The 20,490-nt window shown below is 57.9% G+C and carries 19 protein-coding genes and 1 pseudogene; 15 read left to right on the top strand and 5 right to left on the bottom strand.

Annotated features, from left to right (window positions below; all coding sequences use genetic code 11):
• Position 1: 1 nt before the first annotated feature.
• On the bottom strand, positions 2–982 hold the full coding sequence (bioB, locus tag QA646_RS20330) for a biotin synthase BioB (protein WP_283060511.1): 981 nt from the start codon (positions 980–982) through the stop codon (positions 2–4).
• A 251-nt stretch (positions 983–1,233) separates the two neighbouring features.
• Between bioB and QA646_RS20335 the strand changes: the two genes are divergently transcribed.
• The 4 genes from QA646_RS20335 to QA646_RS20350 all read left to right on the top strand — a co-directional run bounded on the left by QA646_RS20335 (position 1,234) and on the right by QA646_RS20350 (position 6,855).
• Positions 1,234–1,926, top strand: a complete 693-nt coding sequence (locus QA646_RS20335; protein WP_283060063.1) for a hypothetical protein — start codon at positions 1,234–1,236, stop codon at positions 1,924–1,926.
• 401 nt (positions 1,927–2,327) lie between these two features.
• Complete coding sequence (locus QA646_RS20340; RefSeq protein ID WP_283060065.1) at positions 2,328–4,943, top strand: hypothetical protein; 2,616 nt, start codon at positions 2,328–2,330, stop codon at positions 4,941–4,943.
• Between the two features lie 264 nt (positions 4,944–5,207).
• Entirely contained in the window at positions 5,208–6,431 is a 1,224-nt protein-coding gene (locus QA646_RS20345) for a PAS domain-containing sensor histidine kinase (RefSeq protein ID WP_283060066.1), read from the top strand.
• Positions 6,432–6,453: 22 nt separating this feature from the next.
• Positions 6,454–6,855, top strand: coding sequence for a response regulator (locus tag QA646_RS20350; protein WP_283060067.1), 402 nt, complete (start codon positions 6,454–6,456; stop codon positions 6,853–6,855).
• A gap of 49 nt (positions 6,856–6,904) precedes the next feature.
• On the opposite strand, the gene QA646_RS20355 is transcribed toward QA646_RS20350, so the two are convergent.
• Complete coding sequence (locus tag QA646_RS20355; RefSeq protein WP_283060069.1) at positions 6,905–7,822, bottom strand: LysR family transcriptional regulator; 918 nt, start codon at positions 7,820–7,822, stop codon at positions 6,905–6,907.
• A gap of 153 nt (positions 7,823–7,975) precedes the next feature.
• Between QA646_RS20355 and QA646_RS20360 the strand changes: the two genes are divergently transcribed.
• From QA646_RS20360 to QA646_RS20375, 4 genes and pseudogenes are all read left to right on the top strand, one after another.
• Positions 7,976–8,815: a class III extradiol ring-cleavage dioxygenase gene (locus QA646_RS20360; RefSeq protein WP_283060070.1), complete on the top strand. Its 840-nt coding sequence runs from the start codon at positions 7,976–7,978 to the stop codon at positions 8,813–8,815.
• A gap of 55 nt (positions 8,816–8,870) precedes the next feature.
• Complete coding sequence (locus tag QA646_RS20365; RefSeq protein WP_283060071.1) at positions 8,871–9,293, top strand: DoxX family protein; 423 nt, start codon at positions 8,871–8,873, stop codon at positions 9,291–9,293.
• Between the two features lie 65 nt (positions 9,294–9,358).
• Positions 9,359–9,508: pseudogene (locus QA646_RS20370) on the top strand (NADP-dependent oxidoreductase); the annotation flags it as partial.
• Positions 9,509–9,701: 193 nt separating this feature from the next.
• Positions 9,702–10,973: a TadE/TadG family type IV pilus assembly protein gene (locus tag QA646_RS20375; RefSeq protein WP_283060072.1), complete on the top strand. Its 1,272-nt coding sequence runs from the start codon at positions 9,702–9,704 to the stop codon at positions 10,971–10,973.
• A 127-nt stretch (positions 10,974–11,100) separates the two neighbouring features.
• Here QA646_RS20375 and QA646_RS20380 read toward each other — a convergent pair whose 3' ends face one another.
• Complete coding sequence (locus QA646_RS20380; protein ID WP_283060073.1) at positions 11,101–11,928, bottom strand: bifunctional allantoicase/(S)-ureidoglycine aminohydrolase; 828 nt, start codon at positions 11,926–11,928, stop codon at positions 11,101–11,103.
• A 678-nt stretch (positions 11,929–12,606) separates the two neighbouring features.
• On the opposite strand from QA646_RS20380, the gene QA646_RS20385 reads away from it, so the two are divergent.
• Both QA646_RS20385 and yghU read left to right on the top strand, forming a co-directional pair.
• Positions 12,607–13,668 carry a porin gene (locus tag QA646_RS20385; protein ID WP_283060074.1) on the top strand — a complete coding sequence of 354 codons (1,062 nt, stop codon included), beginning with the start codon at positions 12,607–12,609 and terminating at the stop codon, positions 13,666–13,668.
• 418 nt (positions 13,669–14,086) lie between these two features.
• The gene (gene yghU / locus QA646_RS20390) at positions 14,087–14,962 is read left to right on the top strand and encodes a glutathione-dependent disulfide-bond oxidoreductase (RefSeq protein ID WP_283060075.1); all 876 of its coding nucleotides are present in this window, start codon (positions 14,087–14,089) and stop codon (positions 14,960–14,962) included.
• Positions 14,963–15,047: 85 nt separating this feature from the next.
• Here yghU and QA646_RS20395 read toward each other — a convergent pair whose 3' ends face one another.
• The gene (locus QA646_RS20395; RefSeq protein WP_283060076.1) at positions 15,048–15,374 is read right to left on the bottom strand and encodes a DUF6665 family protein; all 327 of its coding nucleotides are present in this window, start codon (positions 15,372–15,374) and stop codon (positions 15,048–15,050) included.
• Between the two features lie 458 nt (positions 15,375–15,832).
• Between QA646_RS20395 and QA646_RS20400 the strand changes: the two genes are divergently transcribed.
• Positions 15,833–15,979 carry a DUF1127 domain-containing protein gene (locus tag QA646_RS20400; protein ID WP_283060077.1) on the top strand — a complete coding sequence of 49 codons (147 nt, stop codon included), beginning with the start codon at positions 15,833–15,835 and terminating at the stop codon, positions 15,977–15,979.
• 92 nt (positions 15,980–16,071) lie between these two features.
• Here QA646_RS20400 and QA646_RS20405 read toward each other — a convergent pair whose 3' ends face one another.
• On the bottom strand, positions 16,072–16,218 hold the full coding sequence (locus QA646_RS20405; RefSeq protein WP_283060078.1) for a hypothetical protein: 147 nt from the start codon (positions 16,216–16,218) through the stop codon (positions 16,072–16,074).
• A gap of 320 nt (positions 16,219–16,538) precedes the next feature.
• On the opposite strand from QA646_RS20405, the gene QA646_RS20410 reads away from it, so the two are divergent.
• The 4 genes from QA646_RS20410 to QA646_RS20425 all read left to right on the top strand — a co-directional run bounded on the left by QA646_RS20410 (position 16,539) and on the right by QA646_RS20425 (position 20,393).
• The gene (locus QA646_RS20410; protein WP_283060079.1) at positions 16,539–17,279 is read left to right on the top strand and encodes a FadR/GntR family transcriptional regulator; all 741 of its coding nucleotides are present in this window, start codon (positions 16,539–16,541) and stop codon (positions 17,277–17,279) included.
• 71 nt (positions 17,280–17,350) lie between these two features.
• Entirely contained in the window at positions 17,351–18,256 is a 906-nt protein-coding gene (gene kdgD / locus QA646_RS20415) for a 5-dehydro-4-deoxyglucarate dehydratase (RefSeq protein WP_283060080.1), read from the top strand.
• A 35-nt stretch (positions 18,257–18,291) separates the two neighbouring features.
• The gene (locus QA646_RS20420) at positions 18,292–19,173 is read left to right on the top strand and encodes an amidohydrolase family protein (RefSeq protein ID WP_283060081.1); all 882 of its coding nucleotides are present in this window, start codon (positions 18,292–18,294) and stop codon (positions 19,171–19,173) included.
• A 242-nt stretch (positions 19,174–19,415) separates the two neighbouring features.
• Positions 19,416–20,393 (top strand): TRAP transporter substrate-binding protein, encoded by a 978-nt coding sequence (locus tag QA646_RS20425; RefSeq protein WP_283060082.1) that lies wholly within the window; start codon positions 19,416–19,418, stop codon positions 20,391–20,393.
• Positions 20,394–20,490 lie beyond the last annotated feature (97 nt).

A 20,490-nucleotide genomic window follows, 5' to 3' on the forward strand; every position in this document is an offset into this window, starting at 1 on the left:
GTTACTCCGTCTGCTCCAGTGGCATGGGAGAAAGGCCGAGGCGGCGGAAGAGCGTTGTATCGTGATCCTCGCCCGGATTGTCTGCCGTCAGCAACGTGTCGCCGACGAAGATGGAGTTGGCGCCCGCGAAGAAACAGAGCGCCTGCATCTCATCGCTCATCTCGGTGCGTCCGGCCGAAAGGCGCAGATGCGAGGTCGGCATCAGGATGCGCGCCAGTGCGATCGTGCGGACGAAATCGATTGGATCGACGGGTGCCGCGTCCGCCAGCTTGGAACCCGGAATGGGAATAAGTTGGTTGATCGGCACGCTTTCCGGCGGCACGGGCAGGTTCGCGAGCGTCAGCAACATCGAGATCCGGTCGTCGACCGTCTCGCCCATGCCCAGGATCCCGCCGGCACATACCTTGATCCCGGCCATGCGCACGGTTTCCAGCGTATCGAGCCGGTCTGCGAAGCTTCGGGTGGTGATGATTTCGGAATAGAAGCGCTCGGACGTGTCGATGTTGTGGTTGTAATAGTCGAGGCCCGCTTCCGCGAGATCGCCCGCTTGAGACTTCGTCAGCATGCCGAGCGTCATGCAGGTTTCCATGCCGAGCGCCTTCACGCCCTCGACCATGGCGACCAGCGTGTCCATATCGCGGTCCTTCGGGCTGCGCCATGCCGCTCCCATGCAGTAACGGGTCGCACCCGCATCCTTGGCTTTGCGCGCCTCGGTGAGAACGCGTTTGACTTCCATCAGCTTCGAGGCCTTCAGGCCGGTCGGATAGTGGGCGGACTGGCTGCAGTAACCGCAATCCTCGGCGCATCCGCCTGTCTTGATGGACAGAAGTCGGCTCATCTGCACGGCGTTGGGATCGAAATGTGCGCGGTGGACGGTCTGAGCCCGGAAGAGCAAATCGTTGAATGGCAAATTATAGATAGTTTTGGCCTCGTCCAACGCAATGCCAGGCGACAGTACTGCGGAAGTTGCCGAATATTCCAAGGCTGGGGTGATTTCGCCCACTTTTCTCGTCCTCCAGATTCAAATTATGGATAGAAAATAATTTTATCGATAATTTTGCAAGGGGTAATGCGAAGGGAGTTAAGCGGCAGTCCAAACAGCAAGGAACCTTCAAGTAGCGTGTAGGCTTTGATTTTAAAATCATACCGTGTATTGATCGCTTTAGGAGAGTGACTCGAGGCGCGAAATCGAAGCGATTTGCGAGCGCTAAGCTCCCAAGGGAAAGGGTGGGAATGAAAAAGCTTATGGTTTGGGCGGCCGTCGCTATGGCGGCTTTTTCTGTGTCGGCAAACGCCCAGTCGGTCACGACCAAAGGCGGGTATGAATATGACAAAAATCAACTGAGCGATGCCACGGTCCTCAACTGGAACATCCAGACATGCAGCCACAGTGGCATCGAGCCGGAAACGCAAAAGAAACTTGCGAAGCTGATGGGCGTTCCGGAAGCCAAGGTCCGCCTTGAGTTTTGCCGCCGGATCCTCACCGCTTACGCAAAAGGAACCATCCCTTACGACGACTATGTTCAGTTCGTCCAAGGTCACGTCATGGCTCCCAGCATTTCGAGGGCTTTGAGGATCTCCGGTTCGGCCCTTTCGAAGCCGCAGAGCCCTGGGCAAGGCGATATAGTTCTTCCGGTTTCGGCGAAAATGGACTCCGGTGAGACGTTCAAAGGCTCCACGATCGCGTCGCACGGCAACGGCCGCTTCTCGGTCCAGTCGTCTCGGCATTCGGTGAAATGTTCCGGCACCTACGATCTGAAGGATCGACGCCTGACAGTTAGTCTTCCGATCAAATGCTCGGACGGTCGCACGGGGCAAGCCGAGGTCACTAGAGCGCCGGACCTCATGTCAGCCTGGGGAAAGGTGAAGCTGTCTGACGGAAGCGCCGGTCGACTGGTCGTTGGCTCAGTTCGGAAGCAGCCGTGACAGGCCGTCCAGAGCGTCCGCGGCTTCATATCTGACAATCAGGGCGAGATTTTTATCAGCGAATGAACCGGGGCTGTCGCTCGCCCTGATTTTTCCTTGGCCGAGCGCGTGGTGTCTATCCCTATTGAGGGCTTCCTACTCCTTATCAGGAGGACATCACTTGCGGCAGATGACCGCGGCAAAAGGCCAGCACGCGCAAGCTTCGGATCAGGTGCCGCTGTTACGAGTGTAACAAGAAACATCCTAGCGAGTAGCGCAGGCACTATGAAAATAAAAGCAGTCAGCTAGTTCGCATCGCGTTTATTTCCGCGCCTCTGTCGCTGTCGCCATCTATCCCAAAGCGACTGTGGCGGCCTGATCCGGCAAAGGCGTGATCAAGCTAACATTTGGAACGCTCATCTATGACAATCATTTCCTCTTTGTCCGCCAGTGTGATCCGGTCTCTTTCCACTGACACGATAGCGTCTCTGAGCACGGAAGAGGTCGCCGCGCTGAGCACGAGCGCAATCAATGCGCTAACCTCAGCCCAGATCGCCGCGTTGGATACCGAGGACGTTGCTGTCCTTAGCTCGAAGCAAATGAACGCCATATCGGCGAGCGCCATTGTGGGCTTGGGGCTGGACCAACTGGCTGTTCTATCGTCGGTCCAGATCGGAGGGCTCTCCACGGTCGATGTGAAACGTCTGACCACCACTCAGATCGCGGGGCTATCGACGACGCAGATCGCGTCGCTGTCGACGACGCAGATCGCCGCTCTCTCTGCCTCAGAGGTCGGCGCCCTGTCGACGGAAGATATCGCGGCGCTGTCGAGCAGCCAAATCGGAGCCGTCAGCGCGGCCGCTCTGTCAAAGCTCTCCACTGACAATATCGCGTTGCTCACCACCAGCACGGTCGCCAGCTTGACGACGGCGCAGGTGGCTGCGCTGACGACTAGCCAGATCGCGGCGCTGACGACCGAACAGATCGATGTCTTGAGTTCCACGCAGATCAGTGCTTTGAGCGCGAAGCAGGTTGCGGCTCTGGGCGCCGACGGCGTGGCCGCACTCTCGACCGCACAAATCGCGGCGCTGAAGTCTACCTCGGTCGCGGGGCTGACCACCGATGAGATCGCGGCGCTGTCGACGACGCAGATCGGTTCATTGACCACAACGCAGATCGCCGCTCTGTCTGCTACGGAGGTCGGTGCCCTGTCGACGGCGGATATCGCGGCACTGTCGAGCAGCCAAATCGGAGCCATCAGCGCGTCGGTCCTATCAAAGCTTTCCACTGCTAATGTCGCGTTGCTCACCACCAGCACGATTGCCGCCTTGAAGACGACGCAGATCGCAGCGCTGACGACCAGCCAGATCGCAGCGCTGACGACCGTTCAGATCGACGCCTTGAGCTCCACGCAGATCGGCGCTTTGAGCCTGAAACAGGTTGCGGCTTTGGGCACCGATGGCGTGGCCGCACTCTCGACCGCGCAAATCGCGGCGCTGAAGACCACTTCAATCGCCGGGCTGACCACCGATGAGATCGCGGCATTGTCGACGACGCAGATCGGTTCATTGACGACCACCCAAATCGCCGCTCTGTCTGCTACGGAGGTCGGTGCCCTTTCGTCCGCCGATATCGCGGCGCTGTCGACCACCCAAATCGGAGCCATCAGCGCGTCGGCCCTATCGAAGCTTTCCACCGATAATATCGCATTGCTCGCCACCGGCACGGTCGCCGCTTTGAAGACGGCTCAGATCGCAGCGCTGACGACCAGCCAGATTGCTGCACTGACGACTAACCAGATTGACGTTTTGAGTTCCACGCAGATCAGTGCCTTGAGTGCGAAGCAGGTTGCGGCTTTGGGCACTGACGCCGTGGCTACGCTTTCGACCACGCAAATCGCCGCGCTGAAGTCTACCTCGATCACCGGTCTGACCACCGATGAGATTGCGGCGCTGTCCACAACACAGATCGGTTCATTGACGACGACGCAGATCGCCGCTCTATCTGCTACAGAGGTCGGCGCCTTGTCGTCGAAGGACATTGCGGCGCTGTCGAGCAGCCAAATCGGGGCCATCAGCGCGTCGGTGCTATCGAAGCTTTCCACCGATAATGTCGCATTGCTCACCACCAGCACGGTCGCAGGCCTGACGACGACGCAGATCGCTGCGCTGACGACCAGCCAGATCGCTGCACTGACGACCAGTCAGATCGATGTCTTGAGTTCCACGCAGATCAGTGCTTTGAGCGCGAAGCAGGTTGCGGCTCTGGGCACCGACGGCGTGGCCGCGCTCTCGACCGCACAAATCGCTGCGCTGAAGACCGCTTCGATCACCGGGCTGACCACCAGTGAGATCGCGGCGCTGTCGACGACGCAGATCGACGCATTGACCACGACGCAGATCGCCGCTCTCTCTGCTACGGAGGTCGGCGCCCTGTCGACGACGGATATTGCGGCACTGTCGAGCAGCCAGATCGGAGCCATCAGCGCGACCGCCCTGTCGAAGCTCTCCACTGCTAGCGTCGCGCTGCTCACCACCGGCACGATTTCCGCCTTGAAGACGACGCAGATCGCAGCGCTGACATCCAGTCAGATTGCTGCGCTGACGACCGCTCAGATCGACGTCTTGAGCTCCACGCAGATCGGCGCTTTGAGCCTGAAGCAGGTCGCAGCTCTGAGCACCATCGCCGTGGCCGCACTCTCGACCGCGCAGATCGCCTCGCTGAAGTCTGCCTCGATCGCGGCGCTGACCAGCAGCCAGATTGCCGCGCTATCGACGGCGCAGATCGGTTCGTTAACCACGGCGCAGATCGCGGCGCTGACCTCGGCAGAGATCGGCGCCCTGTCGTCAAAGGATATCGAGACGTTGTCGACCTCTCAGATCGAAGCGATTGGCACCCGAGGCCTGGCGGGACTGTCGACTTATGATATTTCCATCCTATCCAGCGAGCAATTGAACGCTATCACGACAGCCCAGGCGGCGGCGTTGGACGCGGCGCAAGTCGAGGCGATCATTGCTGCCTATGCTGCGTTTAGCTAACTACGGCGCCTGTGATGATGGAGTCGTTTGCGCAGACTCTTTCGTGATGCCGACTGGCCGGTTCAACCACCATCAAGGCGACGACGTTGAAGGATTGGAGAAATCGCCTTGCGGATATTCCAATAGGAACGCCGCCCTTTCGATCACGTCTTTATGCAAGCAGTAATCAGGCGAGTGGTGACCATGGACGAACCACTCTGAAGTGCAACATAAAATTAGTATTGTAAATCTATCCTGCCCGAACTGGTTGGGGAGTTCGTCGTGATGGATGCGCAAACATGGGTCACCAGGCAGCAGGATGGCCTTCTCGATGTCGCCTTGGATAACATGCCCCATGGGCTTTGCATGTTTTCCGCTGATAAGAAGCTGATTTTGTGCAATTTTTCCTATGCACATATGTACAAGCTGCGGGGGGATCTGACCGTCGCGGGGACGCCGCTGTCTGCCATACTCGACTATCGTGCCAGCCTCGGCAACGGGCCGCTTCATGCAGCCACATATTTCGATGTGGTAGGATTGGCGGCCCAGAAGGGCGGCAGGGCCAGCCAGGACATTACGCTTCAGGACGGACGAGTGGTACGCATCACCCATAGTTCGATGGAGGATGGCCGCTATGTTGCAACCCACGAAGATATCACCGAGAGCATCCGAAACGCCGAAGCGCTCGTCAGACATAAGGATACACTCGAAGCGACCGTGGCTTTGAGAACGAAGGAAGTCGAAGAACAGGCACGAGAATTGGAACGACTTCTGGCGCAGGAACGAAACATCAATGAATTGCAGCGCCAATTCGTTGCGCTGGCATCGCACGAATTTCGCACGCCGCTAGCGATCATCGATGGGGCGGCTCAACGTCTGTTACGCACAAAAGGCGAGATCTCGCTTCAGTTTGTTCGAGACAAGGCCGAACAAATACGGTCGTCGGTCCTCAGAATCGTCGATTTGATGGAAAGCATTCTTGCGGCAAGCCGGATGGACAACGGCACAATTCAAATTCGACATGAGCGATTTCCGCTGAGAGCGATGATCGAATCTTGTTGTCACCGTCAATCGACGATCACCAAGTCACACCGCATCCTAAGCGATATCGATTCCCTGCCTGAATATATCGAGGCCGACAAATTTGCGCTTGAGCAGGTGTTCTCGAATCTCCTGTCGAATGCAGCCAAGTATGCTCCCAATCAACCCGACATCCATGTTTCCGGATGGCAGGTGGGCGACGCGGTCAAAATCGTCGTGCGGGACAACGGCGTCGGTATCGATGCCGAGGATGTGCCCAAGATCTTTCAGCGATATTTTCGCGCGCGGACGTCCACCGGCATCCCAGGCACAGGCCTTGGTCTGTACCTGGTCAAGCAGATTGTAGATTTGCATAGTGGGTCGATCGAGATCGAGAGCAAAAAAGGCAAGGGCACCTCGCTGATCATCACGCTTCCGATTTCACTGAAAGCCTCTCCGCCATCCACAGACCGCACCAACGTTGCGTGATCATGACAAGGGTAAAATAATAATGACGACTGTTCTATGCATTGACGACGAGGCGGAAATCAGGGGCCTGATCGTTGAAGAATTGGCGGAGGCAGGCTTTACGACGCTCGAAGCGTCGAATGGCCGTGAGGGCTTGGAAATCCTGGTATCGAAATGGCCGGATATCGTCATTTGTGACATCACCATGCCGGAAATGGATGGCCATCAGTTGCTGGCGGAAATTCAGATCAACTATCCCGAACTTGCCAATGTCCCATTCATATTCCTAACGGCGATGACCGATAAGCAGAACGTGGTCATGGGCTTGCGAGCGGGTGCTGCCGACTATCTGACCAAGCCTATCGATTTTGAAATTCTACTGGCAAAAATCGAAGGCTGTGTCGCGCGCATTCAAAGCGATATCCGAAACAATCGAGCGTTTTGATCAATTTGGACCGCATTTCCGCCCCTAAATTGGGGGGCGGAAATTTTGTTCACGTTTCCCGTTCGGTTGCCCCCGAACAAAGTTTTTTCCTTGAGGCGAGGAAATCGATGAAGGTGCGAACCTTGGCGGAAAGATATTTTCTGCTGGGATAGACCGCGTGCAGGGTCGCGGTGAATTTCGCCTCTTCGGCCAGAACCGTCTCCAGCCTGCCTTCGGCGACGTCGGTTTGGGTCATCCATACCGGCAGGAAGACGAGGCCCATGCCTTCGAGCGCTGCCAAATGCAGCATGCTCTCGTTTTCGCTTTGCATGACGGGCCGAAGGTTCACCGTTGCGGGACCTTCCGCTCCGTCGATGGTTATGCTGCCGCTGGCATTCATGCCGCTGTAGGCCAGCAGCGAGTGACCGTTGAGATCGGCCATCCGGGTCGGACGGCCGGTGCGCGACAGATAGGCGGGCGATCCGACGAGCTGAAAGGTGACCTTCATCAGCGGGCGCGCAACGAGGCTGGGATCCAGCCGTTCGGGAGCCGTCGCGCGCAGGGCCAGATCAAATCCCTCGTCCACGAGATTGACGATCCGGCCGCTCAGATCCATGTCGAAGCGCACGTCGGGATAGCGTTGATGATATTCGGCAAAGGTTTGGGCGATGAGAGTATTGGCAATCCAGACCGGAGCGCTGAGCTTCAGAACCCCGCGTGGCATGACGGTGACGTTGCTGACGGCGGCCTCCACCTCGTCCAGTCCGTCGAGCATTTGTTTGGCCTGGTTGAAGTAGAGCGTGCCGGTTTCGGTCATGCTGACATGGCGGCTGCTTCGGTTCAGCAGCCGGGTTCCGAGCCGGTTTTCCAAGTGCATAACGTGCTTGCTGGTCATGGCCGGCGAAAGGCCAAGGCGCTCTGCGGCCGCCGTGAAGCTCCTAAGCTCGGCAACCGTGCAAAAGACTCGCAGACTCGTCAAACTATCCATGGATCATCAACGTATAGGAAATGTTTCTTCAATATAAGCCGCATTGATCAACATTTATGAAAAGCTCACATTGCGCGCAGGAACACGGGCAAAGCTCGTTTTCTCCCCGATTTCGCACCCGTTGGCTGGTGCGGCTCAACAAGGATGCTACAGGTGAGCAAATTTCGGCTTCCGACCTATTTCGTCAGTCACGGCGGCGGCCCCTGGCCGTATATCACCGACGGTTTCCGCCGCAACTTTGATAAACTCGAGCAATCTCTGATCGGGATGCGGGCGGAACTCGCCAATGCGCCAAAGGCGGTGCTGGTGATCTCCGGCCATTGGGAAGAACAGGGCTTTGCCATCTCCTCCGGCGCGAAACCGGGAATGGTCTACGACTATCACGGCTTTCCCGAATACCTCTATCATATCAAATATGGCGCGCCCGGTTCGCCGGAGCTTGCTAAGCGTGTTCAGGACCTTCTGCATGTGCGCGGAATCGATGCCAACCTCGATCCGACGCGCGGTTTCGACCATGGCACGTTCAGCATCATGAAGCCGCTTTACCCCGACGAGGACATTCCGCTGGTTCAGCTTTCCTTGGATGTGGGGTACGATCCGGCCCTGCATCTCGAGGTAGGGCGGGCCCTGGCGCCATTACGCGACGAGGGTGTGCTGATCATTGGCAGCGGCCTCAGCTATCACAACCTCAGGGAAATCAGGGGAACCAGCGGCTACGAGCCATCCCGCCAGTTTGACGCCTGGCTCCAGCAGACGCTGGTCCATTCGTCTCCGTATGAGCGCGCCGAGCGGCTGCTCGAATGGGAGCAAGCCCCCTCCGCCCGCGCCGCGCATCCGCGCGAGGATCATCTCATTCCGCTGATGGTGGTGGTCGGCGCGGCGAGGGACGAACCGGGTGCCGTCACCTACCATCAGACCGATTTCGCAGGCGGCATTACCGCCTCCAGCTTCCGCTTCGGCAACGTGCCCGAAATCCCTTCATCCGGACAATGAGCGACGATCCGTCGAAGCCGTTTGAACGTATCAACAGCCAAACAGGAGTAATGCCATGCCGAACACAACCAAGTGGACGCCTCATGTCCTCGCAATCTTGCGAATCGTGACCGCCTTGCTGTTCCTTGAACATGCCACGATGAAATTCTTCCAGTTCCCAGCCGCCATCCCCGGCGTACCCTATCCGCTGCCTGCCATCATGCTGGTCGCCGGCGCTATCGAAATCGTGACCGGATTGCTGATAACAGCCGGGTTTTACACCCGCATCGCGGCTTTCATCGCTTCGGGCGAGATGGCCGCCGCTTACTGGATGGCTCACGCGCCGCAAGGCTTCTGGCCGGCACTCAACATGGGCGAGGCCGCCATCATGTTCTGCTTTATCTTCCTCTATATCGCCTTCGCCGGTCCGGGCAGTTGGGCACTCGACAATGTCCTGCGCTCGTCCACGAGGCAGGTATCGCTTACCGAAGGCGCATAGAGCCAATGCGCTCCCGTCACGCCACGGGAGCGCATCACCGGCCGGTGGTCCGGCCGCCCTTACCGGAAAGCCCCGGCTTCGACTACGCGATCAGTGCTGCGGCACCCGTAGCCGAAAACCTCATCGCTCATGCTCGCGACGGCGGCCAGGTCACGAGCATCGTTCCGGTGCCGGAGGGCGCCAAGAGGGATGGTCGCGTGATCATTCATGAACTCCGACGCCGCAGCACTCTTCCGGCCTTCTCCGCCTGCCGGCCTCACTATCGAGGCTGCTAATTATCCAAATTGCGCGATTGAAGCCAGGTTGCGCAATATACGCGCAGTTGTGGTCATCTTGGCATCCGAAATCAACACTGTGTTTATCTCTTGCGCGTGTTTTGCCGGTCATTTCTTGAACGATTGGTGAAGCATGCGCATTTCGAAGTTTGATAGGTTCCCACCCTTTGGACGTCTCATCATCATTCTCTCCCGGAATTTTGCAGCCGACAAAGCAGGGAATTTTGGAATCCTCACCGCTTTGATGGTGGTCTTCCTGGCGGCAGCCGCCGGAGGCTCTGTCGATTTCGGTCGCGCCTACCTTCTGCGGGTCGATTTGCAGGAAAGGCTTGATGCGGCAGTTCTTGCCGGGGCAAAGGTTGCGCAGTCTCAACAAATTGCCGAAGCGCAGACGTTTTTTCAGGACAGCATTTCCTCTCTCTCGGAATACTCCCCTTCGGCGACATTCGCGATTAATTCCGACGGCACCATTTCCGGTAACGTGACCGCGTCACTCTCGACATCGCTTCTCGGCGTGGTCGGGGTCAATCGAGTGCCAGTCACCGTTCACTCTGCCGCAATTGCCGCATCATCCGATCCCGTCTCCAACGGTGCTCCTTGCATCCTCCTCCTTGATGCCGGCCAGAATGCGCTTTACGTCAATTCGGGCGCAGGAATCCAAAAAACGTCATGTGAGATGCACGTTCAGTCGGCCGCCTATCCAGCCGCTACTTTCACGGATGGCGGCAACGGATTGAAGCTCGCGCGCATCTGTATCAAGGGTTCCCAGGTCTCCTACAATAATCAGCTTAATCCGGTGGTGGAGAAAAATTGCGCGGTTGCGGACGATCCTTTTGCGGGCACGCTCCCGGCGGTGAGTTCGCTCGGTTGCGACCAGCAATTGGGCGGACATCTGCCGGACAATAAGGCGGTCGACAAGCTCACACCGGGGATCTACTGCAACGGCCTTAGCGCAAATGGTTCACCGCGAATTGAACTGGCCCCAGGTCTCTACGTGATCAAGAATGGAGATTGGTTCTTCAATTCCGGAACCACGTTGGTCGGCGACGACGTGACGCTCTATTTCGCCGATACGTCCAAGATATTCTTCAACGGCAATGTGAATATCGATCTGTCCGCGCCCACGGATGGAAAATACAAGGATATCTTGATCTTCGAGCAAGCCGGCTTGCAGAAGACCGACATGCTCTTCAACGGCAACCAGAATGCCATACTGAACGGCATTATCTATTTGCCCAGCCGAAATGCTCACTTCAACTCCACCTTTGCGATGAATAACGACCGCACGGCGATCGTCCTCGACGACTTGAGCCTCGACGGCACCAACTGGAACCTGACGCCATTGGCGGGCACGAGTGGATCATCGGCAAGCAGCGGAAGTGCATCGCCGCGGTTGGTTCAATAGCCGTCAGCACAGTCGTTGCGGAAGGAGGCGGACAAGGCCGCCATGTCGGCTACGGCGAAATCCGGGCCTATCTCAATGCCCGGTTCTACGAAACTCCGCGCGCGAGTCGGACATCACATGCCAGTCCTCAATACCGCGACAGCTTCATATGCCGATTGACGTCCTTATAAAGGAGGTAGCGGAATTTCCCCGGGCCACCGGCATAGCAGGCCTGAGGGCAGAAGGCGCGTAGCCACATGAAGTCGCCGGCCTCGACTTCCACCCAATCTTGATTCAGCCGGTAAACGGCTTTGCCCTCGAGTACGTAGAGACCGTGCTCCATTACATGGGTTTCCGCAAACGGGATAACGGCGCCGGGTTCGAAGGTGACGATCGTGATGTGCATGTCGTGGCGCAGGTCCATTGGATCCACGAACCGGGTCGTGGCCCATTTCCCGTCGGTCCCAGGCATCGGCGTTGGTGCGATTTCTTGCTCATTGGTGAAAATCGGCTCTGGCGCGTCCATGCCCTGAACGGCCTCATAGGCCTTGCGAACCCAATGGAATCGCGCAGGCGCCGATCCGCGATTGCGAAGCCGCCAACCGGACGAGGGTGGCAAGAAGGCGAAGCCGCCGGGATGGAGCACGTGAACTTCTTTTCCCAGTTCGATCGTCACCTCTCCTTCTACAATGAAGAGCGCTCCCTCGGCGTGCGGATCCAATTCCGGCTGCTCGCTGCCGCCTCCTGGGGCGACCTCCATGATATATTGTGAGAAGGTTTCCGCGAAGCCGGAAAGCGGGCGTGAGAGCACCCAAAGGCGTGTTCTTTCCCAGAAAGGCAGATAGCTCGTGACGATGTCCATCATCACGCCTTTGGGGATCACGGCATAGGCTTCGGTGAAGACCGCGCGGCCGGTTAGGAGTTCCGTCTGCTTCGGAGCGCCACCTGTCGGCGCGAAATAGGTTGGTTTTGTCATTTTGCACTCCGCGAAATATGGCGCATGTGATCCCACCTGACCGTTGGCATCAGGGCAGGGCGAATATGGTATCGGTTTGCCCATATCCGATGGGTTTGTCCAGTCTTTGACTGTCCTGCAACAAGCTTTCGGCCGGCCTGTGATGACTGAGGTGGCGCCTTTGGCGCATAGCTGTCTTCGCGGCTGCTTGCCTCTCCGCGGCTGGGATATCTGTAAGCTGGAACTGACGGTAACCCGGCAATCCTTCGGCAACCCTCATCGCTGACAACCCATGGAAGCGATGAGGGTCGCCTGCTAACAGCTATGGGACGATAAATTCTCGCAATAACCCCGCGAAAAATGATAATAAAACCTTACAATATGAACGCTATTTATCAGTATCGTATGTATAGTCTGTATAGTTATACGTACAGTAGGTATGTTTCTGAATATTTATAATGCCAAAACAAGACTTATATATTCGATTATCCTTATTTTACTGATGTATTTCTGCATCTATGACGGATTTATGTCGGTTATTTTCTTGTATTTGCCAAAATACTATATTGGCTATGGTGCTTCTCTGGCTATCTTGCGCCCGGAAGTTCGAGAACTTTCAATTATAGGGAACAGCCGGATGAATGAACGTAACGGATAATTTCCGGGTCGTTCCGATCAGGCACACAGATTGGAGAAAAAATGAACATCAAGAGCCTTCTTCTCGGCTCCGCTGCTGCGCTTGCAGCAGTTTCCGGTGCACACGCGGCTGACGCTGTTGTTGCTGCTGAACCGGAGCCGCTCGAATACGTTCGCATCTGCGACGCCTACGGTGCAGGCTACTTCTTCATCCCGGGTACCGAAACCTGCCTCAAGATCGGCGGCAAGGTTCGTACGGAAGGTGAATGGTACGACGCTTACAACCCGAACAACGTTCGCGGCACGCTCTGGCACACCCGCGCTGAACTGCAGCTTCAGACGGCTACCGACACCGAATACGGTCCGCTGAAGACCAACACGGAACTGCGTTGGGATTGGCAGGAAGGCGGCTCCACGGGCACCAACCTGCTGCACGCAAGCATCAGCCTCGGTGGCTTCACCATCGGTAAGGAAGACTCGCAGTTCAACGTCTTCACCGGTTACGCCGGCGACGTCATCAACGACGACGTGGTCTATGACGGCCCGTACGAACTCAACCAGATCACCTACAACTATGACGCCGGCAATGGCTTCACGGCTGTGATCTCGGTGGAAGACACGAATTCCGGCGTTGGCGCAACCGGCGCTAACGGCGAAGACAGCTCGGATCACTACGCTCCGGACGTCGTTGCCGGTGCTGGCTACAAGGCTGGCGCATGGTCCTTCAAGGTCGTCGGTGGTTATGACTCCATCGTCGAAGAAGGCGCTATCAAGGCTCGTGTCGACGCTGACTTCGGTGTCTTCTCTGCCTTCGTCATGGGCGGCTGGAACACGGACGGCGACAAGCTGAACAAGTATGCTGGCGCGAACGGTGGCGGCGACGCTGCTGGTATCGGCTGGGGCGACTGGGCAGTTTGGGGCGGCATCGGCGTTCCGATCAACGACAAGCTGAAGTGGAACTTCCAGGCCGCTTACACCGACTCGAAGATCTTCTCCGCTACGACGAACCTGAAGTGGAAGCCGGTTAAGAACCTGCTCGTCGAGCCGGAAATCACCTACACCAACTGGGATTCGATCAACGAAGATCAGTGGGCTGGCGTTCTCCGCTTCGAGCGCAGCTTCTAATCTGATCTGAATTTGACCTCCGATCAGAAAAGGGAAAAGGCCCGGTTTCCCTCCGGGCCTTTTTTCGTGCTTGTCGCAAGAAAACCCGTAGGGCTGCATCGCGCTGGATGATGCGTTTTCTTGCCCTTCGCAGCCCAAAAGTCTACGTAGATCATTCTAAAGCTCGTCGCGATCTTTCAGATTCGCTCCCACACTTTTGCGCGACATGCATTAATCATCGACAATCCAGCCCCTCGCTCGGGCACCTGCGAGGCGCCGTGACGCGCGTGTTTGTCACCCTCAATTCGATGATTGTCTCACTGTTGCGTGAAGTGGCGCCCTTCCCCCCTGACAAAACATCGCTACCTCTGCTAGGTGCAAGGCAGACCATCGAAGCGATATCGATTGTATGTCCCTGTCAAATATCAGGAGTTTGAGCATGACCGGTTCTACCGATTATACGCCGCCGAAAATCTGGACCTGGAACAAGGCGAATGGCGGCCAGTTCGCGAATATCAACCGTCCTATCGCAGGACCGACACACGACAAGGAACTGCCGGTCGGCCGCCACCCCCTCCAGCTTTACTCGCTCGCGACGCCGAACGGTGTGAAAGTCACGATCATGCTGGAAGAGTTGCTGGCTCTCGGCCATAGCGGCGCGGAATATGACGCCTGGCTGATCAGGATTGGCGAGGGTGAGCAGTTTGGAAGCGGCTTCGTGGAGGTCAATCCCAACTCCAAGATACCCGCTCTGATGGACCGCAGTGGCTCGAAGCCGATTCGGGTTTTCGAGTCCGGTTCGATCCTTGTCTATCTCGCCGAAAAGTTCGGCGCCTTCTTGCCGACCGATGCCGCCGCACGTGCCGAGTGCCTGTCGTGGCTTTTCTGGCAGATGGGAAGCGCCCCTTATCTCGGCGGCGGCTTCGGCCATTTCTACGCTTACGCGCCGACGAAGATCGAATATGCGATAGACCGCTTTGCCATGGAGGTGAAGCGCCAGCTCGACGTGCTCGATCGCCGCCTTGCCGAAAGCGAATATCTGGGCGGTAAGGATTATACAATCGCGGACATGGCCGTTTGGCCCTGGTATGGTGGCCTGGTCAAGGGTTGGCAATACGGTGCGGCGGAGTTCCTTCAGGTGCAGGACTACAAGAACGTCCAGCGTTGGGCCGACACCATCTTCGAGCGGCCGGCAGTGAAACGCGGACGGATGGTCAACCGGGTATCCGGCGAGCCCTCAAGCCAATTGCATGAGCGTCATGACGCCAGCGATTTCGAAATGAGGACGCAGGATAAGCTCGAGGCCGTGAGCTGAACGATCGTTTCGCTAGAGCCAAAGCTGGGCGCTGCTGCGCCCAGCGAGAATCCCGTGAACTCGGTGGCGTCGCCGGCTACCCGGTTCATCGGCGTACAACGCCAACCCTCGCGAGCACCTCCTTGGGGATAGCATAACGTTGAATGACGTCGCGACCATTTCGTAGGCCGCAGATTTCGCGCTGAATGAAAAAGGCCCAGACTGCATCGGAAGCCTTGTTTACAAGGTTCTCGCGCTCTGCCTGGCTGTGGCGGGGCGCGTCCCAAGCCCGCAGCTCCGCAAGCACGGACTCTACCTTCAGCCCGAGGCGTCCAAGGGAGCTGGCCCGTTCGGACATGAGTTCGTATTCGAGAACATTGAACCCACCACTCGAATTGAACTGTCTCAGAGACTGCGGCAGACGAAGGCTCATGAACGGATATCCTCTTGTCTGTGAGTAATTTTACCCGATCCTGCCTGGTAGATCGATAGGTCAGACCTTTGTGGTCAGCTTCGGCGTCAATATAGCCGCTGTTCACGGCGGTAATTGCTAAGACGAAGGGCGTTAAGAGGTGGAACAATGCGTAGGATCAGGTCTGCGTTTTTCGCATGTCAAATATATCGAATGTCGGAGGAGCGATGAAGCTCAAAGCCTCGAAACTTGGCGGATGCGCCGGAACTCGCGTCATTTCCGGCAATTCGACCGGGCTCGATCAGGCGTATAACGTCTAAAAAACATGCGATACCATGAAAGATATGCGCGTATTGCAATGGTGTATTGATGGAACGGCGCTTTTAACCAGGGAAGTCAAACCTTATATGCCAGTCATCGAAAACACGGCGGCGCCTGGATGGCAGCCGCTCTTTCAAGCCCGCAGAAAGGGGATGAACATGAAGGTAGCACATTCCTTCAACAACTGGCGCAAATATCGTCGGACCGTATCGGAACTCGGCCGCATGTCGAACCACAGGCTGAGCGACATCGGTATCGAGCGTTCGGATATTCCGCGCATCGCCCGCGAAGCGCTCGCACGGTAATATTGAATTCTCTCAGGCCGTGACGGTGTGATGTTCGGACGCCCGCTCTCATGTAGCGGGCGTTTTATTTTGTCAGGATGGTCGCATTCTCATCAAACCGGCTGGCCGAAGATCTGGAAATATCCCCAAGCGGCCGCGAAAACCGCAATCATGACGAGGATGACAAGCAACTTGCGCAGGCCAGGGCGCGGCGTTTTGGGTGGCTTCGGTCTTCGAAATTTAATGACGTTGTCGTTCATTTGGCCTCGGCTATCGGGCATTGTCCAGGCTTCTCTTTTCGCTCCAAATCCATCGGACGATAAATAGAACTGTAAGGCATCCGAGAGCAAGACATTGCGAAACCGGCGAGTTGCTCCAGTATCGGATGCACATGTTGGCAGATCAGGCGGCGGCGTCGGGATCGCCCATTTTGGGTGGATACGCCTATCTTGCAAAGTCATCATACATGTTGATAATCTTTGCCTACAAGTTTACTGAACGCATGCGTCGGCATCAACTTGACATACGACTTCGCGCGGTGCTTTTCTCAAGGCCGAAACCGATCAAGAGAGGTACCGACGTGGCCGTTCAGCCAAAGTCCCAGACTGAAGCCAGGTCGCAGACACTGGTTGCGCGTCTCACCAATACGCTGCGTCGGGCTATTGCGAGCGGACAGTTTCCGCCGGGAACCAAGCTGCCGAGTGAATCGCAACTCACGGAGACTCACGGTGTCAGCCGTACGGTCGTGCGCGAGGCGATCGCGGCGCTGAGGGCTGACCGTCTGGTCGAGGCGCAACAGGGGGCAGGAGTCTTCGTGCTGGAGCAGTCAGCGCTGCCGGTCCTTTCCTTCGGAAATCTCGATCAGGCCCGGGTTTCGTCTGTTATCGAGCTTTTGGAGCTTCGAACCGCCGTGGAGGTCGAAGCTGCCGGGCTTGCCGCATTGCGGCGGTCACCGGCGCAGGAAGAGACGATCTTCGAGCGGCACCATGCGTTGCGCGACTGTTTCAATGCGGGGGCTCCGACAAGCGAAGCCGATTTCGCACTTCATCTCGCCATCGCCGAGGCGACGAACAATTCCCGTTTCCGGGAATTTCTTTCGATGATCGGGCCACGAATCATTCCACGCGCAGCCATGCGCGAGGGGGAGCCCGAGCCCGATCAGGATGCCTACATCCTGCTGATCGACGAGGAGCATCGTCAGATCGTCGTCGCAATATCGAACGGCGATGAAGAGGGCGCCCGCGAGGCGATGCGCAGGCATCTGCGGGGCAGTCAGGAGCGCTATCGCGCGCTTCTGCGCGAACAGCGCAAACCTGTATGATGAGTTGTTGACAGGAAAGAGTCATACATATATGACAACTCCTGCCTGAGGAGGCAGAAGAGGAATTCCTGATGACGCCACAAGAAATCAAGGCCGCGCTGGGTGCAGGCCTGTTGTCCTTTCCTGTTACGCATTTCGATGCGGAGGAGAAATTCCGCTCCGACAGCTATCAGCGTCATATCGAATGGCTTTCCGGCTATGATGCGCCGGTGCTGTTTGCAGCCGGGGGCACAGGTGAGTTCTTCTCACTGTCGCCGAACGAGATCCCGACCATTGTCAGGGCAGCCAAGGAGGCCGCGGGCAAGACGGCAATCGTTTCGGGCTGCGGCTTCGGCTCGCATGTCGGCGTCGAGCTGGCGCAGGCGGTCCAGAAGGCTGGCGCCGATGGTATCCTGCTTCTGCCGCACTACCTGATCGATGCGCCGCAGGAAGGGCTCTATACCCACATCAAACGCATCTGCCAGTCGGTCGATATCGGCGTCATGGTCTATAACCGCGATAACTCGGTGCTTTCGGTAGATACGCTGAGGCGCCTCTGCGACGAATGCCCGAACCTGGTCGGTTTCAAGGACGGCACCGGCGACATCGGTGTGGTGCGTCAGATCACCGCCACACTTGGCAACCGTCTGACCTATCTTGGCGGCATGCCGACAGCCGAACTCTTTGCCGAAGCCTATCTCGGCGCCGGCTTCACCACCTATTCTTCGGCCGTCTTCAATTTCGTGCCGGCGTTGGCCGTCGAGTTCTACAGGGCGCTTCGCGCCGGTGAACGCGTGCGCTGCGAGACGATCCTGAAGGACTTCTTCTATCCCTTCATGGCCATTCGCAACCGCCGCAAGGGCTATGCGGTTTCCGCCATCAAGGCCGGCGTCAGGTTGCAGGGCTTCGAAGCCGGCGGGGTGCGGCCGCCTCTGGATGATTTGACCGCCGAGGAAGAAGCCATGCTCGACAAGCTCATCTCGCCCTGGAAGCGGTGAAATGGCGGTTGAACTTTGTACAGAGGACAGGTGATATGCTGGTGCGCAAGCTCTCAGGCGCTCCGCCTCGCGCCGTCCTTCCCCAGGGAACGGTGGACACGCAGATGCACATGTATCTGCCCGGTTTTCCGGCACAGCCTGGCGGTCCCGACCTGCCGGCTGGCAGCCTGCCCACACCGGACCAATATCGCCAGGTGATGGGCTGGCTCGGCATAGACCGCGTGGTCATCACGCAGGGCAATGCCCATCAGCGCGACAATGGCAATCTTTATGCCTGCCTCGCCGAAATGGGCGACATCGCCCGCGGCGTCGCCGTCATCGACGCCGAGACGCCGGAGGCGGAGCTCGACAGGCTCGCGGAGGCCGGCGTCGTCGGCGCCCGCATTATGGACCTGCCGGGCGGCGCCGTCGGTCTGGACGCGCTCGAAGCCATTGATGACAGAGCGATCGCGCGCGGCTGGATGCTGGCCGTGCAGTTCGACGGTAGCCACATTCTTGAGCACGAGGCTCGGCTGGCGCGGCTGAAATCCCGTTGGGTGCTCGATCATCACGGCAAGTTCTTTTCAGGGGTCACGCCGGAGAGCCCGCAGATCGCGGCGGTGAAGCGGCTGATCGACAGGGGCAATTGCTGGTTCAAGTTTGCCGGCTGCTACGAATCCTCGAAAAGCGGTGGCCACGCCTATGAGGATATTGCCGCCGTCGCCCGCGACTTGGCTGCCCATGCGCCGGAGCGGATCATCTGGGGCACGAACTGGCCTCACAATCTGGCGCGGCAAAACGCCGATTATCCTGACGATGCAAGCCTGACGGACACCGTACTTGGCTGGCTGCCGAGTGTCGCCGCCCTCAGGCTTGCCCTCGTCGACAATCCCGAGGCGCTTTTTGGTTTTGGGCCGTTCAGGGCCGCAATGCAGTGAGATTTCGGCCGGGACGAGGAGGTTCCGGCTTTCGTTGAGGAGGGGAGATGATGACTATTGCCGGCATCTTGGGAGCTGCCATTGGGGGGCAGCGCCCGCGCCGAACGTGGCGCAGACCGGACCGGTCAAACCGCCATTGCCATTCAAAAAATAACCGCCGTTTTCAGCCCAGCCGTGACCGGGATCTCCGGGCACGGAAGCAGGCAGTCATTTTTGTTTTGTGACTAGGAGAGAGGGAAACAATGAAGCGCAGCACCAGAATCATCACGACAGCATTTGCCGGCCTTCTTGCGCTCGGCACGTTCACGACGGGACAGGCCCGTCAGTTCCGTTCAGCCGACGTGCAGGCGCCGGATTACCCGACCGTCAAGGCCGTGCAATATATGAGCGATGAGCTCAGCAAGGCGACCGATGGCAAATACACGATCAAGGTCTTCCCGAACTCGCAGCTCGGCAGCGAGAAGGACACCATCGAGCAGGTCAAGCTCGGGGCCCTCGACTTCATCCGCGTCAATGCGGGAACGCTGAACACTATTTGCCCGGCGATGATGGTGCCGGTCCTGCCGTTCCTGTTCCACGACAAGGCTCAAATGCGCACGGTTCTCGACGGACCGATCGGCGATCAGATCCTGGCAGATTGCGATGCTCATGGCCTCGTCGGCCTCGCCTTCTACGATTCAGGCTCGCGCTCCTTCTATACCACCAAGCCGGTGCGGAAGATGGAGGACCTCAAGGGCCTGAAAATCCGCGTGCAACAGTCCGATATCTGGGTGGCGATGATGAAGGCGCTCGGCGCCAACGCCACGCCGATGCCGACGGGCGAGGTCTTCACCGGCCTGAAGACGGGGCTGATCGACGGCGCCGAGAACAACTGGCCGAGCTACTACAATTTCCATCACTACGAGCTCGCCAAGTATTATTCGCTGAGCGAACACTCGATGGCGCCAGACGTCTTGCTGATGTCTAAGCGTGTCTATGACAGCTTCACCCCAGAAGAGCAGGCGCTGGTGCGCAAGCTCGCCAAACAGTCCGTCGTTTACATGCGCCAACTCTGGGACGCGATGGAAACGACGTCTGAGGAGAAGGTGAAGGCGGCCGGCGTCGAGGTGATCCCGCTGGACAAGGCGCCGTTCGAAGCCGCCATGCAGCCGATCTATGACCAGTTCATCACCGATCCGGCCCTCAAGGATATGATCACCAAGATCAAGGCAACGAAATAACGAAGTCTGCCGGGGGCGTTTGATGCGCCCCCGCACTGCCTGCCGTCGCCCGACGCCTAAGAGACGCCGAAAAGGCGGCAATCGATACGTCGGGCCT

Origin of the sequence: Rhizobium sp. CB3090 (assembly GCF_029714285.1) — a bacterium.
In the GTDB taxonomy this organism is placed as follows: Bacteria; Pseudomonadota; Alphaproteobacteria; order Rhizobiales; family Rhizobiaceae; genus Rhizobium.

Excerpts from the sequence above, each read along its gene's own strand:
- QA646_RS20335 (WP_283060063.1), top strand. The coding sequence starts at position 1,234 with ATGAAAAAGCTTATGGTTTGGGCGGCCGTCGCTATGGCGGCTTTTTCT.
- QA646_RS20340 (WP_283060065.1), top strand. The coding sequence starts at position 2,328 with ATGACAATCATTTCCTCTTTGTCCGCCAGTGTGATCCGGTCTCTTTCC.
- QA646_RS20345 (WP_283060066.1), top strand. The coding sequence starts at position 5,208 with ATGGATGCGCAAACATGGGTCACCAGGCAGCAGGATGGCCTTCTCGAT.
- QA646_RS20350 (WP_283060067.1), top strand. The coding sequence starts at position 6,454 with ATGACGACTGTTCTATGCATTGACGACGAGGCGGAAATCAGGGGCCTG.
- QA646_RS20355 (WP_283060069.1), bottom strand. The coding sequence starts at position 7,822 with ATGGATAGTTTGACGAGTCTGCGAGTCTTTTGCACGGTTGCCGAGCTT.
- QA646_RS20365 (WP_283060071.1), top strand. The coding sequence starts at position 8,871 with ATGCCGAACACAACCAAGTGGACGCCTCATGTCCTCGCAATCTTGCGA.
- QA646_RS20375 (WP_283060072.1), top strand. The coding sequence starts at position 9,702 with ATGCGCATTTCGAAGTTTGATAGGTTCCCACCCTTTGGACGTCTCATC.
- QA646_RS20380 (WP_283060073.1), bottom strand. The coding sequence starts at position 11,928 with ATGACAAAACCAACCTATTTCGCGCCGACAGGTGGCGCTCCGAAGCAG.
- QA646_RS20385 (WP_283060074.1), top strand. The coding sequence starts at position 12,607 with ATGAACATCAAGAGCCTTCTTCTCGGCTCCGCTGCTGCGCTTGCAGCA.
- yghU (WP_283060075.1), top strand. The coding sequence starts at position 14,087 with ATGACCGGTTCTACCGATTATACGCCGCCGAAAATCTGGACCTGGAAC.
- QA646_RS20395 (WP_283060076.1), bottom strand. The coding sequence starts at position 15,374 with ATGAGCCTTCGTCTGCCGCAGTCTCTGAGACAGTTCAATTCGAGTGGT.
- QA646_RS20400 (WP_283060077.1), top strand. The coding sequence starts at position 15,833 with ATGAAGGTAGCACATTCCTTCAACAACTGGCGCAAATATCGTCGGACC.
- QA646_RS20405 (WP_283060078.1), bottom strand. The coding sequence starts at position 16,218 with ATGAACGACAACGTCATTAAATTTCGAAGACCGAAGCCACCCAAAACG.
- kdgD (WP_283060080.1), top strand. The coding sequence starts at position 17,351 with ATGACGCCACAAGAAATCAAGGCCGCGCTGGGTGCAGGCCTGTTGTCC.
- QA646_RS20420 (WP_283060081.1), top strand. The coding sequence starts at position 18,292 with ATGCTGGTGCGCAAGCTCTCAGGCGCTCCGCCTCGCGCCGTCCTTCCC.
- QA646_RS20425 (WP_283060082.1), top strand. The coding sequence starts at position 19,416 with ATGAAGCGCAGCACCAGAATCATCACGACAGCATTTGCCGGCCTTCTT.